22 protein-coding genes are annotated in these 25,001 nt (G+C 33.9%); 14 read left to right on the forward strand and 8 right to left on the reverse strand.

Annotated features, from left to right (window positions below):
• Positions 1–14: 14 nt before the first annotated feature.
• From AC8GF4_RS12885 to AC8GF4_RS12910, 6 genes are all read right to left on the reverse strand, one after another.
• Positions 15–1,139, reverse strand: coding sequence for an SDR family oxidoreductase (locus AC8GF4_RS12885; RefSeq protein WP_506595194.1), 1,125 nt, complete (start codon positions 1,137–1,139; stop codon positions 15–17).
• A gap of 89 nt (positions 1,140–1,228) precedes the next feature.
• The gene (locus AC8GF4_RS12890) at positions 1,229–1,786 is read right to left on the reverse strand and encodes a hypothetical protein (RefSeq protein ID WP_506595195.1); all 558 of its coding nucleotides are present in this window, start codon (positions 1,784–1,786) and stop codon (positions 1,229–1,231) included.
• Complete coding sequence (locus AC8GF4_RS12895) at positions 1,787–2,164, reverse strand: VOC family protein (RefSeq protein WP_506595196.1); 378 nt, start codon at positions 2,162–2,164, stop codon at positions 1,787–1,789.
• Positions 2,161–3,045, reverse strand: coding sequence for a nucleoside phosphorylase (locus AC8GF4_RS12900; protein WP_506595197.1), 885 nt, complete (start codon positions 3,043–3,045; stop codon positions 2,161–2,163). Before AC8GF4_RS12900 ends, AC8GF4_RS12895 begins: the two co-directional genes overlap by 4 nt.
• Positions 3,046–3,162: 117 nt before the next feature.
• Positions 3,163–3,492, reverse strand: a complete 330-nt coding sequence (locus tag AC8GF4_RS12905) for a translation initiation factor (protein WP_506595199.1) — start codon at positions 3,490–3,492, stop codon at positions 3,163–3,165.
• 96 nt (positions 3,493–3,588) lie between these two features.
• Positions 3,589–4,557 carry an isopenicillin N synthase family dioxygenase gene (locus AC8GF4_RS12910; RefSeq protein WP_506595200.1) on the reverse strand — a complete coding sequence of 323 codons (969 nt, stop codon included), beginning with the start codon at positions 4,555–4,557 and terminating at the stop codon, positions 3,589–3,591.
• Positions 4,558–4,728: 171 nt separating this feature from the next.
• Between AC8GF4_RS12910 and AC8GF4_RS12915 the strand changes: the two genes are divergently transcribed.
• Positions 4,729–6,705 (forward strand): alpha-ketoacid dehydrogenase subunit alpha/beta, encoded by a 1,977-nt coding sequence (locus AC8GF4_RS12915; RefSeq protein WP_506595202.1) that lies wholly within the window; start codon positions 4,729–4,731, stop codon positions 6,703–6,705.
• A 259-nt stretch (positions 6,706–6,964) separates the two neighbouring features.
• Here AC8GF4_RS12915 and AC8GF4_RS12920 read toward each other — a convergent pair whose 3' ends face one another.
• Positions 6,965–8,665, reverse strand: coding sequence for a putative transporter (locus AC8GF4_RS12920; protein ID WP_506595204.1), 1,701 nt, complete (start codon positions 8,663–8,665; stop codon positions 6,965–6,967).
• 273 nt (positions 8,666–8,938) lie between these two features.
• On the opposite strand from AC8GF4_RS12920, the gene pckA reads away from it, so the two are divergent.
• The 12 genes from pckA to AC8GF4_RS12980 all read left to right on the forward strand — a co-directional run bounded on the left by pckA (position 8,939) and on the right by AC8GF4_RS12980 (position 23,857).
• The gene (pckA, locus tag AC8GF4_RS12925; RefSeq protein WP_506595206.1) at positions 8,939–10,558 is read left to right on the forward strand and encodes a phosphoenolpyruvate carboxykinase (ATP); all 1,620 of its coding nucleotides are present in this window, start codon (positions 8,939–8,941) and stop codon (positions 10,556–10,558) included.
• Positions 10,559–10,915: 357 nt separating this feature from the next.
• Positions 10,916–11,773: an ATP phosphoribosyltransferase gene (hisG, locus tag AC8GF4_RS12930; protein ID WP_506595207.1), complete on the forward strand. Its 858-nt coding sequence runs from the start codon at positions 10,916–10,918 to the stop codon at positions 11,771–11,773.
• A gap of 124 nt (positions 11,774–11,897) precedes the next feature.
• Positions 11,898–13,190 (forward strand): histidinol dehydrogenase, encoded by a 1,293-nt coding sequence (hisD, locus tag AC8GF4_RS12935; RefSeq protein ID WP_506595209.1) that lies wholly within the window; start codon positions 11,898–11,900, stop codon positions 13,188–13,190.
• Between the two features lie 110 nt (positions 13,191–13,300).
• The gene (hisC, locus tag AC8GF4_RS12940) at positions 13,301–14,347 is read left to right on the forward strand and encodes a histidinol-phosphate transaminase (RefSeq protein ID WP_506595210.1); all 1,047 of its coding nucleotides are present in this window, start codon (positions 13,301–13,303) and stop codon (positions 14,345–14,347) included.
• Between the two features lie 41 nt (positions 14,348–14,388).
• On the forward strand, positions 14,389–15,525 hold the full coding sequence (gene hisB / locus AC8GF4_RS12945; RefSeq protein ID WP_506595211.1) for a bifunctional histidinol-phosphatase/imidazoleglycerol-phosphate dehydratase HisB: 1,137 nt from the start codon (positions 14,389–14,391) through the stop codon (positions 15,523–15,525).
• Positions 15,526–15,637: 112 nt separating this feature from the next.
• Positions 15,638–16,231 (forward strand): imidazole glycerol phosphate synthase subunit HisH, encoded by a 594-nt coding sequence (hisH, locus tag AC8GF4_RS12950; RefSeq protein WP_506595212.1) that lies wholly within the window; start codon positions 15,638–15,640, stop codon positions 16,229–16,231.
• Between the two features lie 7 nt (positions 16,232–16,238).
• Positions 16,239–16,964, forward strand: a complete 726-nt coding sequence (gene hisA / locus AC8GF4_RS12955) for a 1-(5-phosphoribosyl)-5-[(5-phosphoribosylamino)methylideneamino]imidazole-4-carboxamide isomerase (protein ID WP_506595213.1) — start codon at positions 16,239–16,241, stop codon at positions 16,962–16,964.
• A 207-nt stretch (positions 16,965–17,171) separates the two neighbouring features.
• Complete coding sequence (locus AC8GF4_RS12960) at positions 17,172–17,537, forward strand: four helix bundle protein (protein ID WP_506595215.1); 366 nt, start codon at positions 17,172–17,174, stop codon at positions 17,535–17,537.
• A gap of 54 nt (positions 17,538–17,591) precedes the next feature.
• Complete coding sequence (gene hisF, locus AC8GF4_RS12965; protein WP_506595217.1) at positions 17,592–18,347, forward strand: imidazole glycerol phosphate synthase subunit HisF; 756 nt, start codon at positions 17,592–17,594, stop codon at positions 18,345–18,347.
• Between the two features lie 77 nt (positions 18,348–18,424).
• The gene (gene hisIE, locus AC8GF4_RS12970; RefSeq protein ID WP_506595218.1) at positions 18,425–19,024 is read left to right on the forward strand and encodes a bifunctional phosphoribosyl-AMP cyclohydrolase/phosphoribosyl-ATP diphosphatase HisIE; all 600 of its coding nucleotides are present in this window, start codon (positions 18,425–18,427) and stop codon (positions 19,022–19,024) included.
• Positions 19,025–19,195: 171 nt separating this feature from the next.
• Complete coding sequence (locus AC8GF4_RS12975; RefSeq protein ID WP_506595219.1) at positions 19,196–20,851, forward strand: M1 family metallopeptidase; 1,656 nt, start codon at positions 19,196–19,198, stop codon at positions 20,849–20,851.
• A gap of 369 nt (positions 20,852–21,220) precedes the next feature.
• The gene (locus AC8GF4_RS12980) at positions 21,221–23,857 is read left to right on the forward strand and encodes a starch-binding protein (RefSeq protein ID WP_506595221.1); all 2,637 of its coding nucleotides are present in this window, start codon (positions 21,221–21,223) and stop codon (positions 23,855–23,857) included.
• A 102-nt stretch (positions 23,858–23,959) separates the two neighbouring features.
• Here the strand turns inward: AC8GF4_RS12980 and AC8GF4_RS12985 are convergent, their stop codons facing one another.
• Positions 23,960–24,361: a glyoxalase gene (locus AC8GF4_RS12985; protein WP_506595223.1), complete on the reverse strand. Its 402-nt coding sequence runs from the start codon at positions 24,359–24,361 to the stop codon at positions 23,960–23,962.
• A gap of 68 nt (positions 24,362–24,429) precedes the next feature.
• On the opposite strand from AC8GF4_RS12985, the gene AC8GF4_RS12990 reads away from it, so the two are divergent.
• Positions 24,430–24,816: an acyl-CoA thioesterase gene (locus tag AC8GF4_RS12990; protein ID WP_506595225.1), complete on the forward strand. Its 387-nt coding sequence runs from the start codon at positions 24,430–24,432 to the stop codon at positions 24,814–24,816.
• The last annotated feature ends 185 nt before the right edge of the window (positions 24,817–25,001 follow it).

Genomic DNA, 25,001 nt, shown 5'->3' on the forward strand with positions numbered 1-25,001 from the left:
CTCAGCAACTCATTTCACACATTAATATCCTTAAAATCATTCAAAATGGCATACCGAATCATATTGGTAAACGCCTCACTGTCCAATTTTGGGATTTCAAGAATTGAATTCAGCAAAGTAGTATCATACTCGTTGGGATTGGTAATAAAATAAGGTTTTAAATGCTTACCTATACTTTCATAATACAACTTTTCGATGGTATTTCTGTATTGGAAATCGATTGGATTTTTGATTAAAGTAAAATTGGTATATCCAACCTCTTTCATAATCAACTGAAGTCCTTTTACAATATTGAAACTTTTATCATTTACGATATTTAACTGTTCGATATCGTCACGTTCAAAAGTATTAACAATCACTCGGGCTACATAATCAACAGGAATAATGTTCAAGCCAGTTTCTTCATTTATAATAAAACGAACATTTTCTTGCTCGCCTTTTCGTTGTGAGGTAAAGTGGAAAAACTTTGCCAAAAGATAAAACACCATGTATTTCGGAATGAAATAAGGACTTTCCGTTCCTAACATTTTACCACCTATCACGCTTGGTCTGAGAATCTGGAAAGGCAATTCCAAAGCTTTACATTCCTGTGCAATGAAATTTTCGGAATGGAATTTGGCATCCTCATACGCATTGCGGTGCTCGGGAGTAAAATCGAGGTTGTGAAAATCATTATCAATCAACCCTTCTCGGATTCCGGATGAAAAAGCGGTGCCGATATAAATGAATTTCTTTATAAAAGGCGAAAAAGTTTTAAAAAGGGATTTGGTTATTTCAGCATTTTCATCAAAAATCTTTTCTTTTAGGTTTTCGTCCGTAGATAAATTAACGTAACCCGCAGAATGAATAAAGTACCCTCCTTTTATTTTTTCTGAAAAAGTATCTTGGAGATTTGCTAAATCCGAATCAATAATTTCGATATATTGATGTAGGTTTACTAAACCACTTTTTTGCAAAAGTAAAGGAGTATAATCGCTGGTCAAAAGTTCATTAATACGATCTAATGCACTGACTTTTCCTTTGTTTCTGGCAATTATAAAAAGTTTCCCGTTTTTGTTGTCTTTTATAAAAAGTTCCAGAATATCATACATAATATGCGATCCCAAAACTCCTGTAGCTCCCGTAAGTATTATTTTCATTGTTGAATTTTTCAAAAAGTAAAGATAGTTTTAAAAAAAGGAATGAAGAAGTTAAAAAAGTGGACTTAAAAAAGAACTTTGTTTCATATTTATTGAGATAAAAATGCGATACTTTGCTCACGAATAGCCCACAATTGTTCAAAATTGGTTGTGCTATTTGAGTTGAGTAACCAATTTTTAATAAAATTTTGATGATACTCGATTTTGAATTTTCCTACTTGATAAGGTTCTATTTCGATTTCTTCTAATATATCCTTTTCGATTTTAACAAAATCCGATTTGGGAGTTGTACAATCAATTCGATTTTCATCAATTTTTAAGTAACAATGGGCTTCTGGGATGAAATCAATGCTGTTATCAGAGAGAATGGTTCCAATTTTGGTGTTGATTTCGTTCATTTTGTAAATTCCAATAATGAGTTTAATATTTGGAATTTTATTTTGATCTGCCACTTCTTTTAAAAAAGCATGCTTAGAACTGCAAGTTCCTTTGTTTTCTTTTAAAATTAATGACAAATCTTCTCGATTGGTATTTCGACCGTAGGGTATGTTTTTTACGTAAATCAATAAGTCTTCCCAAGAATTAATTCCTAAATTTTGAATATGTTGAGTAAATGAATCTGAAGACGAAAATACTTTTTTAGTCATTTATATTGCCTTTAAATCTGAAACAACAATTCTGAAACCATCGGGATCAAGAAACATTTTTCCGTTGTGATTCCAAAATGGATTTTTTGAAGTAATGAAAGAAATATTATTATCAGTAAGTCTATTTATAAACAAATCAAATTCTGAAATCGTTGCGGGATAAAGCACTATTACATCGTCTTCATCGCAAGTATGTTGCGCTTTTGTTTCTGATTGAGTAAATTCAAAATGCCAATCTAAGCCTGATTTACCAATAAAAACTCCATCATAATTATTGTGCTTTTGAAAACCTCCTAAACGCTCAAAACCTAGAATATTTACATAGAAATTCTCTAATTTGACTATATTATGGGTATGTCTTGCTATTCTTAATTTCATATAGTAAATAAATTTTCTGCTAATTTTTCTAGCGTATATACAATCAACTCATCCACTGCTTTGTATGGATCACCACTGAAAGTTCCATTGGCACGGTTGGCAATAATGGCGTTCAGTGACAGCGCCTGATGCCCTAAAAGTGCCGAAAGCCCATAAATAGCAGATGTTTCCATCTCAAGATTGGTGATTCTGGTTCCTTCAAAAAGGAAATTATCCATTTTAGAATTTAAACTTGAATCCTGTATATTCAAACGCAAAACTCGACCTTGTGGACCGTAAAAACCACCTGCTGTAGCCGTGATTCCTTTGTGCATTTTGTCGCTTTCTATTCTTTTTTCCAATACAGAAGAACAAGGAACAACTATAGGTTTTCCTTTTCGTAAATCCCAATTGGTGTGTTGAATAAATGCATTTTCCATATCGTCATTAGAAACAGCATCAATCAAATAAGAGCGGAGCATATTGTCTAGTCCCAATCCAAATTGAGACATCACAAAACTATCCACAGGAATATCAGCGTGCAAAGAACCTGATGTTCCTATTCGGATAATATTTAGTGACGTTAGTTTTTCTTTTGGTTTCCTGGTTTCTAAGTCAATATTAACAAGTGCATCCAGTTCATTGATGACAATATCTATATTATCAGGACCAATTCCGGTGGACATCACCGTTAATCGTTTGCCTTTATAAGTTCCTGTTTGAGTTTTGAATTCTCTTTTTTGGGTAGTAAATTCAATGGAATCGAAGTGTTTGGTGATTTTTGACACTCTATCTTGATCCCCTACAAAAATAATATCGTGGGCAATGTGTTCTGGTTTTAAATTAAGATGATACACACTCCCATCAGGATTGAGTATTAATTCGGATTGTTGTATAGCCATTTTAAAAAAAGTTTAAGAGTTTAAATGTTTAATATAGTTTAACGGTTAGGGTGGTTTAAGACATAAAAACAGATTTAAACTTTTAAACCATTTTTAAATCATATTAAACCCTTCGCTTTACCCTCCAACACGTTTTACTTTAAAGCCTTTTTCTTTTAAAATGATCATTATTTTATCGCGATAATCGCCTTGAATAATAATGGAATCATCTTTGAAAGTACCGCCAACACTCAGTTTGGTTTTAATTTCTTTGGCTAGGATTTTAAAATCTTCATCGGTTCCTTCGTACCCTTCGATGATAGTAGTTGCTTTACCTTTTCTTTTTTCGAATTTGCAAATCATAGGTTCTTTTTGAACGTATAATTCATGCGCTTCTTTTTCAATTTCCTCCTCAGGAGCTATTTCATGATCCGGAAAAAGATTTTTTAATTGGTCTTGTAAATCCATATATTTTTAATTCTAAAAAAAAATCTCAAATTTTAAAAACAAATCCCAAATCCCAATTGTAATACATTGGAATTTGGAATGAAATTTGTTTCTCATTTACTCTCCCTTCGGGGGCAGAGGGGCAATTAGTCCTAAGTCAACTAAACGTTCGTATAAATAGTCTCCTGCAGTAATATCCTCGAATTTTTTTGGATTTTCAGCATCAATACAATTTTCTAAACAATTTAATTTCATGTCACTTACGGGATGCATAAAAAACGGAATAGAATAACGTGAAGTTCCCCATAATTCTCTAGGCGGGTTTACCACCTGATGAATTGTAGATTTTAGTTTGTTATTGGTATGACGTGACAACATATCACCTACATTAATGACCAATTCATCCGGTTCTGCAATGGCATCAATCCAATCACCATTATGATTTTGAACTTGCAATCCTTTGCCTTGAGCACCCATCAACAAAGTAATCAGGTTGATGTCACCATGAGCTGCAGCACGAATTGCATTCTCTGGCTCTGATGTAATAGGAGGGTAGTGAATAGGCCTTAGGATTGAATTTCCATCTTTGGCATATTCGTCAAAATAGAATTCATCCAATCCAAGGTGCAAAGCCAAGGCTCGCAATACATAAACTCCTGTTTTTTCAAGCATTTGATAGGCTTCTTTACCTACAATATTAAAACGGGGTAATTCTTTTACTTCAACATTATCTGGATATTCTGAAGCGTATTTGGAATCTTCATCCACATATTGACCAAAATGCCAAAACTCTTTTAAATCCCCTTCTTTTCGGCCTTTGGCATGTTCTTTTCCAAAAGAAACATAACCTCTTTGTCCTCCAATTCCTGGAATTTCATAGCTGTGTTTGGTGTCTAATGGTAAAGAAAAGAAATTTCGAATTTCACCATACAACTCATCAACTAATTGATCGTTTAAAAAATGCCCTTTGAGCGCTACGAAGCCAATATCTTCGAATGCACTTCCGATTTCATTTACAAATTTTTGTTTACGTTTCGGGTCGTCCGAAAGGAAATCACGCAAGTCAACACTAGGAATGTTTTGCATATTATGTCTGTATTTAATACTTTAGAAGTCTTAAACTTCGTAACTACAAATATAAAGAATAAAACAGATAAGTCATTTCAAAAATTAGGTATAATTTAAATTATTATAACAATTAACATCAATCCTGTTATATTTTTCTATCTTTGAAAAGCACCAATAAATAGACCAAAAATGAATTTTGACCAAAAAAACCTATCCAACGATACTTTATTAGATTTATACAAAAGAATTTTAAAACCAAGACTTGTTGAGAAAAAAATGTTAATTCTCATTCGTCAGGGAAAAGTGTCCAAATGGTTTTCGGGCATTGGACAAGAAGCAATTTCTGTTGGAATTACCGCAGCACTAGACAATGACGAATACATATTACCTATGCACCGCAACTTAGGAGTATTTACAGGAAGAGATATTCCTTTATCTCGATTATTTTCGCAATGGCAAGGCAAAGCCAATGGTTTTACCAAAGGAAGAGACCGAAGTTTTCACTTTGGAACACAAGAATATAAAATTATCGGAATGATTTCGCATCTGGGACCTCAACTGGGTGTTGCAGACGGAATAGCATTAGCCAATAAACTTAAGAAAAACGGAAAAGTAACAGCCGTTTTTACTGGCGAAGGGGCAACCAGCGAAGGAGATTTTCATGAAGCTTTGAATATAGCAGCAGTATGGGATTTGCCCGTTCTGTTTGTAATCGAAAATAACGGATACGGCTTATCAACTCCAACCAATGAACAATACCGTTGCGAAAACCTAGCCGACAAAGGAATAGGATACGGAATCGAGAGTTATATTGTAGATGGGAATAATATTTTAGAAGTTTATAATCTAATTACCGAGTTAAAAACTTCAATGTCCGAAAATCCACGCCCCATTTTATTGGAGTTCAAAACCTTCCGAATGCGAGGACATGAAGAGGCTAGTGGTACCAAATATGTTCCGCAGGAATTAATGGATTTATGGGCTGTTAAAGATCCTGTGGACAATTACAGAAACTATTTGCTTCAAAATAATATTCTTACCAAGGAATATGATGATTTTTTACATTCAGAAATAAAAAAAGATATTGATGAAAGCTGGGCTATGGCCAATGCAGAATCCGAAATCACACCTACTTATGAAGGAGAATTAAACGATGTTTATCAGCATTATACTCATGAAGAATTTCAACCGAATTCGGAAACAGAAAACATCCGTTTTATAGATGCCATTTCGAGTAGTTTGCGTCAATCTATGGAAAGGCATGAGAACTCAGTTATTATGGGACAAGATATAGCTGAATACGGAGGTGCTTTTAAAATCACTGATGGATTTGTATCTCAATTTGGTAAAGATCGTGTTCGGAATACACCCATTTGCGAAAGCGCTGTCGTTTCAACGGCCATGGGATTGTCTATTAACGGTTACAAAGCGATTGTCGAAATGCAATTTGCCGATTTTGTTTCGACAGGATTCAACCCAATTGTGAATTTATTGGCAAAGTCACATTACCGTTGGCTGGAGAAAGCCGATGTTGTGGTCAGGATGCCTTGCGGTGGCGGCACTCAAGCAGGTCCTTTTCATTCGCAAACCAATGAGGCCTGGTTTACCAAAACACCGGGTTTGAAAGTCGTTTATCCAGCCTTTCCGTATGATGTAAAAGGGTTGCTGAATGCATCTATCAATGACCCAAATCCTGTTCTATTTTTTGAACACAAACAATTGTACAGGAGTTTGTCGCAGGATGTCCCAACAAACTATTATACCATTCCATTGGGGAAAGCAGCTTTACTCAAAGAAGGAAATGATGTCACTATTATTTCTTTTGGTACTACAGTACACTGGGCTTTGGAAACTTTAGACAAAAACCGGGATATAAAAGCAGATGTATTGGATTTAAGAACACTTCAACCTCTGGATATCGAAGCTATTTTTACATCGGTTAAAAAAACGGGAAGAGTTATAATCTATCAGGAAGATTCAATGTTTGGCGGTATTGCTAGCGACATTTCGGCATTGATTATGGAAAATTGCTTTGAATTCTTGGATGCACCTGTAAAACGTGTGGCGAGTTTGGATTCTCCGATTCCGTTTACAAAAGCACTGGAAGATCAATATTTGCCGAAAGGCCGATTTGAAAGGGAATTGAAAGCGCTTTTGGAGTATTGATAAAAAGCATTAGGGCTAGACCCCATTAGGGCAAGGGGGCTACTTCTCATACCGCTCATTTGCCCCCTTACCCTAATACGGTCGGGCTATTTGCGCTACTTCGGTAGCCAGCGTCTATCCCTCTCGCAATCCCGTTTTCATAACAATATTTATTGGAATTTTATCTTTGTCAAAGTTTAAAACCTTGGCAAAATCCATAAAAAAAGAGGCTGTCTAAATTTTAGACAGCCTCTTTTGATTGAAATAAACAGATACAACATCAACTCGCAAAGAGCAAAATAAGCAATTGTGCAACCAGAATTCTACTAATGGTAACCAAAGGATAAACCGTAGCATACGATTGATTAGGGATATCAGAATCCAAATATTTAGTACTAAAAGCCAAAGCTGCAGGATCTGTATAAGAACCACTCATAATACCAACCATTTGATAAAAATTAAGCTTGAATACAAATCTACTAATCAACACCAAAACTGTTAATGGAATAAAAGTGATATAACAACCATAATAAATCCACATCCAACCATTATTTGAAATAAAATTATCATAGAAACCATGTCCCGCTTTAATACCCACTGCAGCAAAGAACAAACAAATTCCGAAGTCTTTCATAAAATGAATCGCTCCATTATTGATGTAAGAGTGAATTGCCCCAACACCGCCATATCTACTAATGAATAAAGCTGCTAATAGCGGTCCTGCAGCCAAACCTAATTTTAGTGGCACTGGCAAAGAAGGAATCATAATAGGAATTGAACCAATAATAACACCAAAAATTAATCCGCCAAAAAGGGAAAGAAAATCAGGTTCTAATAATAATTTTTTTGAATTTCCAATAACTTTTTCTACTTCAAGAATGGCTTGTCTATCTCCAACCACCATTAAAGTATCTCCATAAAACAATTCCAAAGAAGGCTGTGCTAAAATTTCTAAACCAGATCGGATTACACGAGTTACTTTTACATCATATTGATTGTATAAATCCAACTCTGCTAATGTTTTATGAATGGCGGTTTTGTGAGTTACACTAACGATTCTTGTAGTTACATCATCTTCAGATTCAATAAATAAATCCGTAGAAACTTTTCCGACGATTTTAACAAAGGAATCAATGTCTTTTTGTTTTGCAACAACCATTAAAACATCTTTATCTTTAATGACAGAATCCAAAGAGGGAGCATAAACTACTTTTGTACCACTTTGTTTTTGTCTAGAAATAATTACATTTTCTATTTTGAATTCTTTGAATACTTGCTTGATAGTTTTACCAATAACTTCCGATTTTGTTACTCTGCATTTTTGACGAACAATTACATTTTCATGGTCTTTGTTTTTTTCTTTAAGCAAAGTCACTTCTTTCTTTAAATCAATTTTTAAAAAGCTTTTTGACAAAATTATAAGAATGATTATTCCAAAAACTCCAATTGGATAAGTTATAGCATAAGCAATAGCAGGGTCAGAAAAGTGATCAACTGGAAGATTCAATTGTTTTTGAATTTCAATAAGGGTTGATTTTGCAGCTCCTAAACCAGGAGTATTGGTAACAGAACCAGACATTAATCCAACTGCATTTTCAATTTTCACATTAGCAAGTAAGTGAATTAAATAAGTAATAATTCCTCCTAAGAACACAGTTCCAACGCCCAAAGCATTAAAAACCAATCCTTCTTTTTTGAAAGACGAAAAAAATGTTGGTCCAACTTGAATACCTATACCATATACAAAAAGAATTAAACCAAACTCTCTAACAAATTGTATTAACTCAGAATTCATTGTGAATCCCAAATGTCCCAAAAAGAGACCTACAAACATTACAGCAGAAACACCTAAAGAAACATTCCCTATTTTAAGTCTACCTGCAAAGAAACCAACGCTAATAGCCATAAATAAAACTATCAATGACTGTGTCATCTCCGGCTCATCTGTCGGAGTAAACAAAAATCTTAACCATTCAAACATAATTATATAAGATTATTGGTGAATAATGATGTAAATGAATCAATAAATTTACTAATTTTATATGATAAAAATCATTTAATAAAAATTTTCATAATAATAAACTCATTAATTTAAATATAAAGAATAAATCAAAACCCTCTGTACCCCCCGTAAAATACGAAAACGTTTGCGTATATTTTTCTTTGAACATGATAAATGTCAGCTTTTATCTTCAATAGCTAAAGTATCTTTGAGTAGAAATTAAAACTAAGAATTATATAAATACAAAAGACCATGAAAAACATCAAAATCATTCAGGAATTACACAATTTAGGAATTACAGGTTACCATGAAGTTGTTTACAACCCTTCTTATGAAGAATTATTTAAAGCTGAAGTTTCTAATAAAAGAAAAGGATACGAAAAAGGAGCTTTAACTGACACTGGTGCTGTAGCTGTAAAAACAGGAGTTTTTACAGGACGTTCTCCTAAAGACAGATACATTGTTAAAGACGCAACATCAAGAGACACTATATATTGGGACGATAAAGTAAATTTTCCAACAACTCAATCAATTTATGAAGATTTAAAAGGGCTTGTTCTAAAACAACTTTCTACTTCTCCAAAATTATATGTAGTTGATGCATTTTGCGGAACAAATGAAGATACAAGATTAAAAGTTCGTTTTGTTATGGAAGTGGCTTGGCAAGCACATTTTGTTACTAATATGTTTATTAGACCATCAATATACGAATTGGAAAATTTTGGACAACCTGATTTTATCGTAATGAACGGTTCAAAAACTGTAAATCCAAATTGGAAAGAACAAGGATTAAATTCTGAAAACTTTGTAATGTTCAATCTTACTGAAAAAATTCAAATTATTGGAGGAACTTGGTACGGTGGAGAAATGAAAAAAGGGATGTTCGCAATGATGAACTACTACTTACCGCTTAAAGGAATGGCTTCAATGCACTGTTCTGCAAACGTAGGTGAAAAAGGCGATGTTGCTGTATTCTTCGGACTATCTGGAACAGGAAAAACTACATTATCTGCCGATCCAAAAAGATATTTGATTGGTGATGATGAGCACGGATGGGACAACAATGGAGTATTTAATTACGAAGGTGGATGTTATGCGAAAGTAATTGACTTATCAGAAGATAATGAACCAGACATCTGGAGAGCGATCAAGAGAGATGCTTTATTAGAAAATGTTATCGTTGACGAGTACGGAGAAATTGATTACTACGATCACTCAATCACTGAAAACTCTAGAGTTTCTTACCCAATTTATCATATTAACAAAATTGTATTGCCATCAAAAGCAGGTCATGCAAGCAAAATCATCTACCTTTCTGCTGATGCCTTTGGAGTATTGCCTCCAGTATCAATCTTAGACGAAGATCAAGCTCAATACCACTTTTTATGCGGATACACTTCAAAATTAGCAGGAACTGAAAGAGGAATTACTGCTCCAGAACCTTCTTTCTCACCAGCATTTGGTGAAGCTTTCTTAACATTACACCCAACAATGTATTCTAAAACATTAATTGGAAAAATGAAAGAACACGGAGCTAAAGCATACTTGGTAAACACAGGTTGGAACGGTACTGGAAAAAGAATTTCGCTTAAAAACACAAGAGCTATCATTGATGCTATTATCAACAGTGAAATCGATGCTGCCGAAACTACAACAATTCCGTTCTTGAATTTGACTATCCCAACTGCATTAACCAATGTTAGCGAAGGAATTCTTGACCCAAGAGACACCTACAAAGATGTAGCGGAATGGGAAAGTAAAGCAAAAGATTTATCAGAGCGTTACATTAAAAATTTCGAACAATACACAGATAATGAAGAAGGAAAACGTTTAGTCGCTGCTGGACCTTCTTTGGAAGCTGTTTTAAATTAGTAAGTTAAAAATAATTATTTAGGATTGGTTTTAAAACATCTATTGATATTGCATAAAAATATCAGTAGATGTTTTTTATTTAACAAATAATTATTGTAACGTTAAAATAATAATTGGTTTGTATTTAATTAATCCTCTATATTTGCAAAAGAAACAAAGAGTTATCTAAATTTATAAAGTTATGTTATCAATTCAATTACATCATCATCATTCTCATAATTGCTCTCAAGCGATGTGTTAATGGTATGCGTGTAAATCACAATAATCTAAACCCGTTTGAGTACATCAAACGGGTTTTTTATTACCCAAATTTTGTACTCAAGCTTTAATCTAAACAAAATACAAAAAAAACTAAAAATGAGTACACTTAAAATTGCCATTCAAAAATCAGGACGTTTAAACGAAGAAAGTATCCAAATTCTTAAAGATGCTGGTATCTCTATCGATAATGGAATCGATCAATTAAAAGCAGAAGCTTCCAATTTTCCTTTAGAGGTTTTGTATCTACGAAATTCAGATATTCCTCAATATTTAATTGATGGAGTTGTAGATATTGCTATCGTTGGAGATAATTTATTGGTTGAAAAAGGGAAAAACATTGAGGTAATTCAAAAATTAGGTTTTTCAAAATGCAAAGTTTCTGTTGCTGTACCCAAAGCATTTAATTATAAATCCGTAAAAGATTTAGAAGGAATGCGCATTGCAACTTCTTATCCAAACACGGTAATTGATTTTTTTAATTCTAAAGGAGTAACGGTTGACATTCACCAAATTTCTGGTTCAGTAGAAATCGCTCCAAATATAGGCTTGGCAGATGCAATTGTCGATATTGTTTCTAGCGGAAGCACTTTATTTAAAAATAATTTAAAAGAAGTTGAGGTTATTTTTAAAAGCGAAGCCGTATTAGCAGTTTCTCCAAAAGTAAGCCCGGAATCTCAAAAAATAATTGACACATTAAAATTCCGAATAGAATCAGTTTTAAGAGCTAGAAAATCGAAATACATTTTGATGAATATTCCAAATGACAAAATTGAAGCTGTTGGAAAAATTCTACCTGTATTGCGAAGCTTAACCGTTTTACCATTAGCCCAAGAAGGCTGGAGCAGTGTACACTCGGTAATTGATAAAGATACTTTTTGGGAAGTAATTGACCAACTCAAAGAAGTTGGCGCCGAAGGAATTCTAGTTTGCCCAATTGAAAAAATGGTACTTTAGACCCCTAACCCCTAAAGGGGAATTTTAAAATAAGAATAAAAATTTAAAATATTAGGAATACATTATAAAATACAGGCTACCTCTCCTGTATCAATTCCCCCTTTAGGGGGCTAGGGGGTAAACAATGAACAAAATATACAATCCAAAACCAGAAACTTGGTCAACTATTTTAGAAAGACCAACAAAAACAGTTGATGATATCGAGGCAACTGTAAAAGGAATTTTCAAGGAAGTTCAGTCTAAAGGGGATATTGCTGTGGCAAAATATACGTCTCTTTTTGATGGTGTTTCAGTTCCAGATTTAGAAGTTTCCAAAGCAGAAATAGAAACTGCGATTGCATCCATTTCAGAAGAATTAAAACAAGCCATTCAATTGGCAAAATCAAACATAGAAAAATTTCACGCTGCACAAAAAACAAATCCAATAGTTGTTGAAACCATTGAAGGTGTTAATTGTTGGCAAGAGAAAAGACCGATTCAAAAAATTGGTTTGTACATTCCTGGAGGAACAGCCCCTTTGTTTTCAACGGTTTTGATGCTTGCCGTGCCCGCTAATCTAGCAGGATGTAGCGAAATTGTGTTGTGTTCGCCTCCAGATAAAAAAGGAAACATCAATCCTGCTATTTTGTATGCGGCTTATTTATGCGGTGTCACCAAAATTCTAAAAGTGGGAGGGATTCAAGCCATCGCAGGAATGACTTTTGGTACAGAATTAATTCCAAAAGTGTACAAAATATTCGGACCTGGAAACCAGTTTGTAACGGTTGCCAAACAATTGGCTACTCAGTTTGGTGTTGCCATCGATATGCCTGCTGGTCCATCTGAGTTGTTAATTGTAGCTGACGACACTGCCATACCCGCTTTTATTGCCTCCGATTTATTATCTCAAGCAGAACACGGAACAGACAGCCAAGTAATTTTAGTTTCGACTTCAAAAACATTGATTGACGCTGTCGAACTGGAAATCTACTCTCAAATGAACGTTTTACCCCGAAAAGCCATTGCCGAAAGAGCCATAGCCAATTCAAAATTAATTTTTGTCGAAAATGATACAATCGCTTTAGAATTAATTAATGAATATGGTCCAGAACATTTTATAATTTGCACCAAAGACGAAGCTTTTTACGTTGATAATATTGCCAATGCTGGTTCTGTTTTCATCGGGAATTACACTCCAGAAAGTGCTGGTGATTACGCTTCGGGAACCAATCACACCTTACCAACGAATGGTTATGCCAAAAATTATAGTGGCGTAAACCTAGATAGTTTTACCAAATCGATGACTTTTCAAAAAATTTCTGAAAAGGGAATACAAAATATTGGTTCTGCTATTGAGATTATGGCTGAAGCCGAGGGATTACAAGCTCACAAAAATGCAGTTACTTTGAGATTAACTCAGATAGAAAAGAATAAATAGTAAAGAACATAGAATATAGAAAAAAGAGAATAGACATAATATTTAAAACTGTAGCGAAGTCTATATTCTATTCTCTTTTTTCTTAACTCTTTTATTAAAATTTAAAAAAAATGATAAATAGTTTTAATTTAGATAGTTTAGTTCGTGACAACGTCAAGGTTTTAAAGCCTTATTCGTCGGCAAGAGATGAATTTGAAGATTTTGACACGGCCGAAATGGTTTTTTTGGATGCCAATGAAAATCCGTTTAACAATGGTGTAAATCGTTATCCTGACCCGCAACAAGCTTCTGTAAAAAGTATCCTTGCCAAACAAAAAAAAGTAAATCCAAACCAAATGCTGTTAGGAAACGGTAGTGATGAGGTATTAGACTTAATTTTTAGAGCGTTTTGCGAACCAAAAGTGGACAATGTGATTACGTTGCCACCAACTTACGGAATGTATGGCGTTTTGGCCAATATCAATGCAGTAGAAAATAGAGAAGTTTTACTCTCAACTGACTTTCAACCACAAATAGAGAAAATCTTCAAGGCAATCGATGACAATACCAAAATAATATTCTTGTGTTCCCCGAACAATCCAACAGGAAATTCATTTTCGGAAGAAAGCGTTACGACTTTATTGGAACATTTTAATGGTTTGATCGTGATAGATGAAGCCTATATTGATTTTTCAGAAAAAGAGAGTTGGTTACAAAAATTAGAGCAATATCCTAATTTAATCATCACACAAACTCTTTCAAAAGCATACGGTTTGGCGGGTATTCGTTTAGGAATTTGTTATGCTTCCGCTCAAATAATCGCGGTTTTAAACAAAATAAAACCACCTTATAATGTAAATGAATTGACTCAAAGAAGAGCTTTAGAAAGATTAGATAATACCGATGCCATTAAATTTGAAATCGAATCAATTATAAAACAAAGAGAGGAATTACTTAAAGTTTTACTTGATATTAAATTTGTCGAAAAAATCTTTCCAACTGAGGCTAATTTTATACTTATAAAAGTGGATGATGCTAATAAAAGATACGATGATTTGATAGCCAAAGGAATTGTAATCCGCAACAGAACAACACAGCCTTTATGCGAAAATTGTTTGCGTTTAACTATTGGAACAGAGGAAGAAAATAAAAAATTAATTGAGGCATTAGCCCCCTAACCCCCTGAAGTGGGAATAAGCTAAATTTTAAAAAACAGAAAATGAAGAAAGTACTTTTTATAGATCGTGACGGAACCATAGTTTTAGAACCAGAAGGATATCAATTAGATAGTTTAGACAAACTAGAATTTTATCCAAAAGCCTTTCAGTATTTGGCAAAAATTGCCAAAGAAATGGATTACGAATTGGTTATGGTGACCAATCAGGATGGGTTAGGAACTGATAGTTTTCCAGAAGACACCTTTTGGCCAACGCAAAACTTTATTTTGAGAGCTTTTGAAAACGAAGGTGTTCTTTTTGATGATATTTTTGTGGATCGTTCTTTTCCAGAAGACAATGCGCCAACCCGCAAGCCAAGAACGGGCATGTTGACTAAATACATTGACAATCCTGAATATGATTTAGCTAATTCATTTGTTTTGGGGGATCGTTTGACCGATGTAGAATTGGCTAAAAACTTGGGTGCTAAAGCCATTTTCATGAATACCACCGAAGGAGCTGGAAGTAATGAAATTGCAACAAAAAGAGAGAAATTAGATGAAGTGATCATCTTACAATCTACCGATTGGAAAGTAATATATGAGTTTTTGAAACTCGAGGCGCGTTCAGCAACAATTTCGAGAAAAACCAATGAAACCGATATTTACATCAATTTAAACCTAGACGGAACCGGAAAAAGCAAAATCGAAACTGGAATTGCGTTTTTTGACCACATGCTAGACCAAATTGCGCGCCACGGTCAAATGGATTTGGAGATTTTGGTAAAAGGAGACTTAGAAGTTGACGAACACCACACAATTGAAGATACAGCCATTGCGCTTGGAGAAGTTTTTGCCAAAGCATTGGGAAACAAATTGGGAATCGAGCGTTATGGTTTTTGTTTGCCAATGGACGACTGCTTATCACAAGTTGCCATTGATTTTGGAGGCAGAAACTGGTTGGTTTGGGAAACCGAATTCAAACGAGAGATGGTAGGTAAAATGCCAACAGAGATGTTTTACCATTTCTTCAAATCCTTCTCAGATGGTGCCAAAGCCAATATCAACATCAAAGCGGAAGGAACCAACGAACATCATAAAATTGAAGCCATCTTTAAAGCTTTTGCGAAAGCAATAAAAGTAGCCGTAAAACGCGATACAGAGAAGATGATTTTGCCGAGTACGAAAGGAATGTTGTAAACAACTGATTTCCTGCAAGTTTTTTTTTAAAAACCTTGTAGGTATTTAATCGATTTTACAAACATACCTACAAGGTTCGAAAAAAACCTTGCAGGAGAAACACAAGAAATAAATGAAAATAGTAATCATAAATTATGGAGCAGGAAACATTCAAAGCATTATGTTTGCCATCGAAAGACTGGGATTCAAAGCAGTTTTGAGCAATGATCCGGAAGAAATAAAAGCTGCCGATAAAGTAATCTTTCCTGGAGTAGGAGAGGCGAGTTATGCGATGAAAATGCTTAAACAAAGTGGTTTGGATGCTTTAATTCCAACGCTAAAACAACCCGTTTTCGGAATTTGTCTAGGAATGCAATTGATGTGCAACAAATCGGAGGAAGGCAATACGGAAGGATTGGGTATTTTTGATGTAGATGTGATCAAATTTTCTCCAAAAGTAAAAGTTCCACAAATGGGATGGAATAATATTTATAACTTAAAATCGGATTTGTTCAAAGGAATTGCCGAGAATGAATACATGTATTTGGTTCATAGTTTTTATGCACCAATTTGCAAAGAGACTATCGCAACTACAAATTATGAAGTAGCCTATTCATCGGCTTTAGAGAATAACAATTTCTACGGAACACAATTTCACCCTGAGAAAAGCGGTGATATGGGAGAGCAAATCCTCAACAACTTCTTACTTCTAACCTCTAACCTCTAACTTTACAATGAGAATAATACCCGCAATAGATATTATAGAAGGGAAATGTGTTCGCTTGTCCAAGGGCGATTACAATACCAAAATCATATACAATGAAAACCCGCTTGAAGTCGCCAAATCATTCGAAGCCCACGGAATCGAATACTTGCATTTGGTGGATTTGGACGGTGCTAAATCAAGTAAAATTGTCAATTATAAAATATTAGAACAAATAGCTACTCAAACCAAACTGAAAATTGATTTTGGAGGCGGATTGAAAGCGGATTCCGATTTGAAAATTGCTTTCGAAAGTGGTGCCAACCAAATCACTGGCGGCAGTATTGCTGTAAAAAACAGGGTGATTTTTGAAAAATGGATTTCAGAATACGGTTCGGATAAAATCATTTTGGGAGCAGATGCTAATAATGAAAAGGTAGCCGTTTCAGGTTGGCTGGAAGATTCTGACGAGGATTTGGTGCCATTTATCCAAGATTACCAAGGTAAAGGAATTCAGTACGTTATTTGTACAGATATTGCCAAAGATGGAATGTTGGAAGGCCCAAGTTTTGATTTGTATGCCAAAATTTTAATGAAAGCTAACGGTATAAAATTAATTGCCTCTGGTGGAATTTCAACATTTGATGAATTGCCTAAGTTGGCGGAAATGGGTTGCGAAGGAACCATCATCGGAAAAGCCATTTACGAAGGTCGAATTTCATTGAAACAATTGGAGAATTATATAATTCAAAGTTAGAGGTTAGAATTTAGAGGTTAGAAGTGAAAAAAAGGTAAGAAATAAGAAGTTAGAGGTTAGAAGTAGTCGGAATGAAAAAATATTTTGAATCATTTTAATTATATTTTTAGTTCTAAATTTTCAAGATTTAATTTCACATCTTTTCTTCTTATTTATTTCTAACCTCTAACCTCTAAATTCTAACCTCTAACCTCTAACTTTAAAATTATGGCTCAAGATTTAAAAGCAAGAACTAAAAAATTTGCTGTTGATTGTGGCAAACTGTGCAGAAATTTTCCTCATTCCAGAGAATACAATGCTTATGTTAATCAATTAATAAGGTGTTCGAGTTCTGTCGGTGCAAATTATAGGGCATCTCAAAGAGGAAAATCTACAGCAGATTTCATCAATAAATTAAAAATAGTTGAGGAAGAAGCTGATGAAAGCCATTTTTTTATTGAAATTTTATTGGAACTATATGATTTAGGAGATGAAAATATAAAAAATGAAATGGTAAGATTATGCAAAGAAGCTAACGAATTAGTTGCAATAATAGTAGCTTCTATAAATACAGCAAAAAGTAAATTAAAGTAATTTTTCTCGGTTACGAACTTCTAAATTCTAACCTCTAACCTCTAACTTTAAATAATGTTAACAAAAAGAATAATACCTTGTCTTGATATTAAAAACGGAAGAACCGTAAAAGGTGTAAATTTTGTAGATTTGCGTGATGCTGGCGATCCTGTAGAATTGGCCAAAATCTATTCGGATGAAGGTGCAGATGAATTAGTTTTTCTAGACATCTCCGCAACTGAAGAACGCAGAAAAACCTTGGTAGATTTGGTTCGAAAAGTGGCTTCGACTATAAATATTCCGTTTACGGTGGGCGGTGGAATTTCAACGGTTGAAGATGTAGAAGTTTTGCTTCAAAATGGAGCGGATAAAGTTTCTATAAATTCTTCGGCAGTTAAAAATCCGCAGTTGATTAATGATTTGGCACAAAAATTTGGAAGCCAATGTGTGGTGGTGGCCATCGATGCCAAACAAATAGATGGTAAATGGATCGTGCATTTGGTAGGAGGGAAAGTACCAACCGAATTAAATTTATTTGATTGGGCAAAAGAAGTTGAACAAAGAGGAGCAGGAGAAGTTCTTTTTACCTCTATGGATAACGACGGTACCAAAAACGGATTTGCAAATGAAGCTTTGGCTAAATTGTCACAATTGGTTAATATTCCAATAATTGCTTCAGGAGGAGCAGGAAATATACAACATTTTGTAGATACTTTTATAGAAGGAAAAGCGGATGCTGCATTGGCCGCAAGCGTATTTCATTTTAAAGAAATTGAAATCAAAGCTTTAAAAAAAGAACTTAAAAATAACAATATTGAGGTTAGACTTTAGGGTTGATTGGAATTAAAGTTTTAAACTTCAATTCTTCAATTCTTCAACTTCTAACTTCTAACTTCTAACTTTATATTATGGAAATAGATTTTTCAAAAAGCGCACACGGGTTAATTCCCTCAATTATCCAAGATAGTGAAACCAAGAATGTTTTGATGTTGGGTTACATGAATGCCGAAGCTTACCAAAAAACAATTGATACCCAAAAAGTGACTTTCTACAGCCGTTCCAAACAAAGACTTTGGACAAAAGGCGAAGAAAGCGGTAATTTTTTGAATTTGGTTGACATCAAAAATGATTGCGATAACGATACATTACTAATTCAAGTACAACCAGTAGGGCCAACGTGCCACAATGGAACTGATACATGTTGGGCAACCGAAAACAAGCACGATTATGGTTTTATCTCCAATCTTGAAAACACCATCAAAACTCGCAGAGAAAATGCAGATTCTGAAAAAAGTTACGTAGCTTCCTTATTCAAATTGGGCATCAACAAAATTGCCCAAAAAGTAGGAGAAGAAGCCATAGAAGTCGTTATTGAAGCCAAAGATGACAATGATGATTTGTTCTTGAGCGAAAGCGCCGATTTATTGTTTCACTATTTAATATTACTCCAAGCCAAAGGTTTTGAATTGAATGACGTAGTTGACGTTTTGAAAAGTCGTCAGAAGTAAAAAAGTTTTTTGTTATCTGTTTTGAATCTCAGCAAAAAAACTGAAGTTTTAAACTTTAAAACAATTTATGATACACTCTAGCCCAATAGCAAAATTAATTGTTATTGGGCTTCTTTTTGGTTATTAAAACTCAAAAAAAGTATGTAGTTTTGGTGAGAAATTATCAAATTCATGAAAAAACATCTTAAGTTATTATTGATTTCTTTTTTAATCTCTAATGGAATTCAAGCACAAGGACTGCTAAACAAGCCGGAAAATCATTTTAGCCGTCAAGATTCTTTAAGAGGTAGTGTCACCAAGGAAAGAGTTTGGTGGGATGTAAAACATTATAACTTAAAAATAAAAATAAATCCTGCAGATAGTACAATTACAGGGTCTAATGTTATTCAATATAAAGTATTACAGCCGTATAATGTAATGCAAATTGATTTGCAAAATCCAATGCAAATCACCAAGGTTACACAAGATGGTTTGCCATTAAAATACAAAAGAGATGGCAATGTTTTTTTTATAACATTAGTTTCAAAACAAAATGTAGGCGCTTTAAAAGAGGTTGAGATTTTTTATAATGGAAAACCAAAGATTGCTGTAAACCCACCTTGGGATGGAGGAATAACATGGAAAAAAGACAAAAATGGAAATGATTTTATTGCTTCTTCTTGTCAAGGATTAGGCGCCAGTGTATGGTGGCCAAATAAAGATCACATGTATGATGAAGTCGAAGGTATGAAAATAAGCATCAATGTACCTGGGAAATTAACAGATGTTTCCAATGGTCGTTTACAAAGTGTAAGAACATTAAAAGACGGTACTAAAACTTATACTTGGGTAGTAAAAAACCCAATCAACAATTATGGGGTAAATATCAATATTGGGGATTATGTGACTTTTTCTGAAAAATACAAAGGAGAAAAAGGAGTTTTGGATTGTACCTATTATGTTTTGAAAGATAATTTAGCCAAAGCCAAAGTGCAATTCAAAGATGTTCCCAAAATGCTGAAAGCTTTTGAGCATTGGTTTGGTCCTTATCCTTTCTATGAAGACAGTTACAAACTGGTAGAAGCTCCGTATTTAGGAATGGAACACCAAAGTTGCGTAACCTACGGCAATGGATTTAAAAACGGATATTTGGGACGCGATTTGAGCGGAACGGGTTGGGGATTAAAATTCGATTTTATCATCATCCATGAATCTGGACACGAATGGTTTGCCAATAATATTACTTATAAAGATATCGCTGATATGTGGATTCACGAGAGCTTTACTTGTTATTCTGAAAGTCTATTTTTGGAATATTATTACGGGAAAGAAGCTGGAAATGAATATATAAGAGGCATTCGAAAAAACATTGAAAATGACAAGCCTATTATCGGACGTTACGATGTAAACAATGAAGGCTCCGGAGATATGTATTATAAAGGTTCTAATATGTTGCATACTTTGCGACAGCTTGTAAATAATGATGAGAAATGGAGAATTATTTTGAGAGGCTTGAATAGTACTTTTTACCATCAAACGGTAACAACCAAACAAATCGAAGATTATTTGAGTCAGCAAGTTGGTTTGGATTTAAATCCATTCTTCATTCAATATTTAAGAGATATTCGAATTCCAACCTTAGAATATACTTTTAAAGACAACACTTTAAAATACCGTTGGACGAATATCGTTGCAGGTTTTGATATGCCTGTAAAAGTTTCCCTAAACGGGACAGAAGTTACTTTGAATCCAAAATCAGAATGGACTGAATTTAACAACTATACAAAAATTAAAAGTGTTGTATTGGATCCTAATTTCTATGTTTTGAATAAAAAGATTGAAAAATAAGATCTTTCTATTCCAAATATTTAGATAAAAAAGAATCTTAATTAAATATTGTAGGTTTAAAAAAGCACAAACAAAACAAAAGTTTGAGCTTTTTTTTGTTTAAAATTAAAGTGTTTGTAGTATAATTTTTGATTAAAACATTTATGATATACTAATCAAAAACAAATCAAATTAATCCATTTTTAGTTCATTGACATTCATATGCTTAATCGATTTCGTAATAATTTATTAACATTCAACTTCACTACAACGATAGAGTTGTGATAACTTTAAAATACCAAGATTTAAAAAACATATACAGTAATTAATATACGAATAATTTGTTAATTTCATAAATTATTAACTCAGATTAATCAAAAAAATAACCGTATGAAATTAAAAAATTATTTTTCGATGCTCTTTTTATTATTACTACATTCCTTTGTTTTTTCACAAACAAAAGCCACTGGAAAAGAAGTAATGATGCAGGGCTTTCACTGGACAACTGATGTATCTACTACCAAATGGTATGAGGTCATAAAAAGTAATTCAGCAACATTACAAACTGCTGGTTTTGATGCTATTTGGCTACCCCCACCAAGTAAATCAACTGGCGGAATGGGATATATACCAACTGTTTGGTATGATTTAAATAATGCGCATGGTACACAAGTACAATTAACATCGCTTATTACGGAATTACACGCTAAAAATATTAAGGTTATAGCCGATATTGTTATAAATCACCGTGGAGGAGTTACAGGATGGTATGATTTTTCTACTCCTTCCTGGAATACACCGACACAAACTTGGTCTATATGTAATAATTCTAATATTAGCGCCTCTGGCCAAAAAGGAACAGGAAACACAGATTATGATCCAGTTGCAGCGGGTTTAAAATCACCTGGAGAGTCTGGTTTATTCTCTGCTGGAAGAGACATCGATCATTCAAATGTAGAAGTTCGTAATGGTATCAAAACATGGATGAATTGGCTGAAAAATGATATTGGGTTTGATGGATGGCGTTATGACTTTGTTCATGGATATGATGGTAAGTATATAAAAGAATACAATGATGCTACCAATCCTTATTTCTCAGTAGGAGAATTATTAGAAGGAGATCGAAATAGAATTATAAAATGGTTAGACTATACAAAGGCAGGAACTACAACTGCTGCTTCAACAGCATTTGATTTTGCAACCAAAAAATCATTACAAGACGCCTTCAATCAAAACAACTTAAGTTACTTAAATGACGGCACTGGAAAAGCTTCTGGATTAATTGGGGTTTGGGCATCAAATTCAGTTACTTTTTTGGACAATCACGATACAGGACCTACACCTTATGGACAAAATCATTGGATTTTTCCAGGAGACCATGTTTTGAAAGGATATGCTTATATACTTACTCATCCTGGAACGCCTATGGTTTGGTGGCCTCATTATTTTAATTGGGGTATTAAATCTCAAATAGATGCAATGATTAAAATAAGAAAAGACAACTTGTTAAGTAGTACTTCTAGTTTAACCATTGTTGCCGCATCAAATAATCTGTATGCAGCTATTATTGACAACAAAGTAGCAATGAAATTAGGATCCGATAATTGGACTCCTTCTGGAACTGGTTGGACTTTGAAGCTTTCTGGAACAGGTTTTGCAATTTGGGAAAAAGGAACTGTTGTTGATGTTCCCAGTTTAACTATTTCACAAACAGGTGGAACATTTAATTCAGGTTCAACTGTATCTACAGTATTGACTGCTAACAATTCTTCTTCCACTATATATTATACATTAGACGGAACAGTTCCAACAACTTCATCAACTTCTGCGATTGGTACAAAGACTTTAACAATTACTTCTAATACAATTCTAAAAGCGTTTGTAAAAAATACAGCAGGAGTAAGTTCTGCAGTCTATATCGAAACCTACACTTTTGGAACACCTCCAACTTTTACGGTCTACTTCAAAAAGCCTACAAATTGGAATGCAGCAGTTAAAATTTACTATTGGGGTACAACTGGAACTGCTACAGCGGTAACTTGGCCGGGAGTAGCAATGACTCAAGATTGTGGTGATTGGTACAAATTCACTTTTCCATCTACGGTAAGCGCTACAAATTTGATATTTAATGACGGAACTTTAAAAACAGTCGATCTTACAGCAACTGCTGGAATCAAATATTATGATGCTGCCTGGCTAAGTGCGGAGCCTGCAAACAGATGTCCTGTTATTACTCCAAATTTGACCATTTCACCAGCTGGAGGGACCTTTACCGCAGGTACAACTGTTAATGTAGTATTGACTGCGAATGTAAATACGTCAATAATTTATTACACCTTAAATGGTACAACACCTACACCATCTTCACCATCTGCTGTTGGGACAAAAACACTCTCAGTTACTGCAAATACTACAGTAAAAGCATTGGTTGTAAATACAGCAGGGACTTCTTCAATAGTAAAATCGGAAGTGTATACTTTTGTATCTGTACCCACTTTAACAGTTTATTTTAAACCACCAACGACTTGGACTGGAGCACCAAAAGTTCATTATTGGAATGCTGTTCCTGCTGGAAGTGTTGCTAATACAACTTGGCCTGGTATTACAATGATAGCAGATGTCAATGGGTTTTATAAATATACCATAACTGGCCCAACATCTGTTAATTTAATTTTCAATAATGGGTCTAGCGGAACAGCAAATCAAACTGCAGATTTATTAAACAAAACAAATGGATATTCTTATACTTGGGGAGCTAGTACTGCCAAATTAACTTCAAAAACCGAAATTAAAACAGAAAACACTTCAGTTTTTGTATTTCCAAATCCTGTAAGCAGTACGTTGCAAATCAATTCAAGTTCAAAAGCATTGGATTTTCAAATCTTGTCTACAAACGGAAAAGTTGTTCTATCTGGAATTGCAAATAATAATAGTATTGACATGAGTAATTTAAATAATGGTCTCTATTTTATCCAAATTCTATTTGAAAACGGACAAGAATACAAACAAAAAATCATTAAAAAATAAACCATAAAACTAAAAAAAATGGCTCAAACTTAATTTAAGTTTGGGTCATTTTTTTTTTATAATAAGAAATTAAAATTTCGATTGTAATACAAACACACTTATTTAGTTTTCAGAATTATCAAACAGCTGCACCTGACTTTTCAATCTTTCGATTAATAAATTCATCATTCTTTTGTTGAGACTGGAAGAATTCTGTATATAAAGTGTGTATTCATCGGTTGTAAATAACCCAATTATCATTCCTTTTAAAGCATTTCTATACTTGATGTCTTTTTGAATTGCGTTTTCTATAATGGACAATTTATTTTCGACTGTTTTGGTATTAAAATCTCGTTTGTATTTGCTGATGTAATTCAAAAAGGAAGCAATAAACAAATCGTTCTGTAATTTCAAAATAGGCCTAAGTACTTCATTCTGAAACAACTCCTCCGAAGATGATTGAATACCAGCATTTCCTAGTGATTCTCCGCGAATTTCTTTTACTAATTGATCTCTCTGATTCATTTTTTTCTTTAAAATTATAAAAATAACTATTAGCAATTGCTTATTTTAGCATTATTAAATAAACAAATATGCGATTTCATACTAGAAAATGGGTAAAACCAGAAGATTTAAACCCTAACGGCACATTATTTGGAGGGAAATTGTTGGCTTGGTTAGACGAAGAATTGGCATTATACACCATTATACAACTCGAAAACTCCAGAATTGTTACCAAACATATGTCCGAAATCAACTTTAGAAGCTCTGCAAGACAAGGAGATATAATTGAAATTGGGATAGATGTGGTAAAATTTGGACGCAGTTCGATTGAATTGATATGCGAAGCCCGAAATATGATGACACGCGAAACAATCATTACTATTGCCAGCACAACAATGGTCAATTTGGGAGAGGATGGCAAACCGAAAGCCCATGGGAAAACGGAGATTGAATATGTAAAAGATAGGATAGGGTAAAAAAAGAGGCTAAGAAACTAAGATCCTAAGTCGCTAAGATTTGTTAAATTCTATTATAAATAGCTTTTTCAAGATATTTGCTTTTAAATAGATAATGAAAAATACGCTCAGACGTATCAATAATGTGGACTGGAATGAAAAGATTAACCAAATAGGAAATATAAGGTATTGTTTTATACCCAGTT

Source organism: Flavobacterium rarum (SeqCode) (assembly GCF_965234445.1).
Taxonomy (GTDB): Bacteria; Bacteroidota; Bacteroidia; order Flavobacteriales; family Flavobacteriaceae; genus Flavobacterium; species Flavobacterium rarum.